Genomic DNA, 3,319 nt, shown 5'->3' on the forward strand with positions numbered 1-3,319 from the left:
TGATTAAGGATCGTGGATTAAATAACCTGTAACTCTCGGTTGTTGTTTTCGCATAGGACAAGAAACCTCAAACAAAGTTTGATATCTTATTAAATCCACGATCCTAATTACTAGCGAATAGATTGGGCAAACCTCTGTATCTCTCTGCGTTTAAAAACGTTACGATTTTACCCAAAGGTGTACTAAGTATTACTAGACAAATTTGGTGGGTATACAACTACAGGATTCCCGGAAAAATCGTGAAAGCAACAGTACCTTGCTTGATCCTCATCCCTCCCGGCAGGCGGGGAGGGGAGACAAAGTATAGCTTTGGCGGGGTGGGGTTCATTTATGCAAGAGGTCTTGTATTAAATTAAGCCCCCCTTTTTAAGGGGGGTTCGGGCGATCTTCCGAAGGAAAATATCACTAACACCAAGCCTATTGGGTTAACGAGTAGGATTCTACGCGCTAAAGTATTTTGCTAACGGATGGTAAGCAATAATCGCAGTGGTAGACTGTTCTGGATAAAGTTGTTCACTTTCATCCATATACAAGTTAATCCTGTCAGCCTGCAATAACTCCAGTTGCTCGTATTGGTCTTGAATATTTGGACAAGCTGGATACCCAAAACTATACCGTGAGCCACGATAGCGTTGTGCCAATATATCGCGAATATTGTCGGGTTCCTCAGCACTAAAACCTAACTCCCGGCGAATTCTGGCGTGTGTCCATTCAGCCACAGCCTCTGCAAACTGTACCGCCATACCGTGGAAATACAGATAATCGGTGTATTGATTAGCTGCAAACAGCTTTTGGGCGAATTCTGTGGCAATATCTCCTACAGTCACCGCCTGCATGGGGAAGACATCAATAATTCCCGATTCCTTCGGTGCAAAGAAATCTGCTATGCACAACCGCCTTAAAGACTTTTGTCTGGGAAACTCGAAAGTTGTAACCTCTTGTGATTGGTTCTCTGAATCATATATATGTAGAGAATTCCCCTCCGCTTGACAAGGAAAATACCCATAAATCACTTGGGGATGCAACAGATTTTCTTCAATAATTCGCTGCTTCCAAGTTTCTAAGATTGGGTATACTTTCTCAGCCAAGAAAGCCTGATATTCTTCCTTAGATTGTTCCTTTGGTTTGCGGAATTGCCATTGTCCAGCAACCAAAGCTTGTAAATCCAAGTGCCAGAATATTTCCTCAATGGGAATATCACTAGGTTGCAATAACTTCGTTCCCCAGAAAGGCGGTGTGGGACGTTCAATATCCACAGCCACAGCTTCGGAACGTCTCGTATCTACTACTTTTGGTTCAGCAGATGTTTCTTCAGCAGTTGTAGCTTTTGGTTCTTTGTTACCATTTGTCGAAACTTCAGCAGTTTCGATTTCGTTCAAAAATCCCTGCAAATCTTCCCAGTTATTAGTTGCCTTTGCTGGCATTAATTTATCCATGAAGTGCAAGTCAGAAAAGGCATCTTTGCCATAAACAACTTTCCCTTTGTAGGCATTTTGGCAATCTTCATAGACAAACTTGGGAGTCAAGGCTGCACCACCTAAAATTACAGGGATACTAATTCCCTTTTCGTTGAATACCTCCAAGTTCTCTTTCATGAAGGCGGTGGATTTTACCAGCAAACCACTCATGGCAATACAATCAGGTTTGTGCTGTTCGTAAGCATTGATGATATTTTCTACTGGTTGTTTAATTCCCAAGTTAATCACCTTGTAGCCATTGTTGGACAAGATGATATCCACCAAGTTTTTACCAATGTCGTGGACATCGCCTTTAACTGTGGCAATGATAAAGGTTCCCTTGGCATTGTTGCCTGATTCTGATTTCTCCATGAAGGGTTCTAGAAATGCTACCGCCGCTTTCATGGTTTCCGCAGATTGCAAGACGAAGGGTAACTGCATTTGTCCAGAACCGAACAATTCCCCAACAACTTTCATGCCATCTAGCAGGAAGGTGTTGATAATCTCCAAGGGGGGATGTTCTTCTAAGGCTTTTTTCAGATGTTCTTCTAAGCCAATGCGTTCGCCGTCGATGATGTGGCGTTTGAGGCGTTCTGGAATGGGGAGACTTTCATCTAAAGAGCGATCGCGCTTAGTTGTCACCCCGGCAAACGCTGTGGTAAGCTCTCCCAAGGGATCGTAAACGCAAACATTACCCTCAAATTTCCGCTCATCATAAATCAACTGGCGACAAATTTCTTGATGGCGGACGTCAATCTTCGATAACGGTAAAATTTTGTTAGCGCTGACAATGGCTGCATCCATTCCCGCCGTCGTCGCTTCGTGCAAAAACACCGAGTTCAGCACCATCCGCGAGGCTGGAGTTAAACCAAAGGAAATATTGGAAACACCCAAAATCACATGACATCCAGGCAATCCTTCACGAATGCGCCGGATGGATTCAATGGTGGCTTTACCGTTTTCTCGGTCTTCTTCAATCCCGGTGGAAATGGGTAACGCTAGAGTATCAAAGAATATTTCTGTGGGTGGTATGCCATATTCTACAGCTTGACGGTATGCACGCCCAGCGATCGCAAATTTCTTATCTGCTGTCCGCGCCATCCCATCTTCATCGATAGTACCAATAATTACACCAGCACCGTATTTCTTCGCTAACTCCAACACCTTAAAAAAGCGCGGTTCTCCATCTTCGTAGTTGGTGGAGTTCAGCAAACACTTACCACCGGCAACTTTTAAACCTGCCTCCATTTTTTCCCATTCGGTGGAGTCAAGCATTAAAGGCAGTGTCACATTATTAACAATGCGCGAAACTAGTTCGTGCATATCCCGCACGCCGTCGCGTCCTACATAATCGACATTGACATCGAGGATGTGTGCGCCTTCTTTTACTTGCGCCCTTGCCATTGAAACGAGTCCATCCCAATCTTCGGCGTTTAGCAAATCGCGGCACTTCTTAGAACCACTGGCGTTCAGACGTTCGCCAACTATCAAGAAGGAATTATCTTGATCGTAGGGCTGAGTGGTGTAAATTGATGCTGCTGCTGGTTCTAAACTAGGTTGCCTAACTTTTGGCTTCAGACCTTTAGCTACTTCTGCCAATTGTTGAATGTGTTCTGGACGTGTCCCACAGCAACCCCCGATCACTTGGACACCCAAATCTTCAACAAAATGCATCAGCGACATCCGTAATTCTAACGGTGTCAGGCGGTAGTGCGCTTGACCGCCAACGTTCTCAGGTAAACCCGCGTTGGGAATACAGGAAACGATGAAAGGTGAATGTTCTGCCAAATACTTGATATGTGGTTTCATCAAGTCTGGCCCAGTGGCGCAGTTTAGACCGAGAATGTCAATTGGGTAAGGTT

1 protein-coding gene is annotated in these 3,319 nt (G+C 44.6%); it reads right to left on the reverse strand.

Translation table 11 applies throughout. The features are described 5' to 3' along the window. Positions 1-440: 440 nt before the first annotated feature. The coding region (gene metH / locus VE944_RS17315) for a methionine synthase (RefSeq protein ID WP_324979291.1) at positions 441-3,319 on the reverse strand (2,879 nt) is incomplete at its 5' end.

Source organism: Nostoc sp., from assembly GCF_035638895.1.
Lineage (GTDB): Bacteria > Cyanobacteriota > Cyanobacteriia > Cyanobacteriales > Nostocaceae > Nostoc.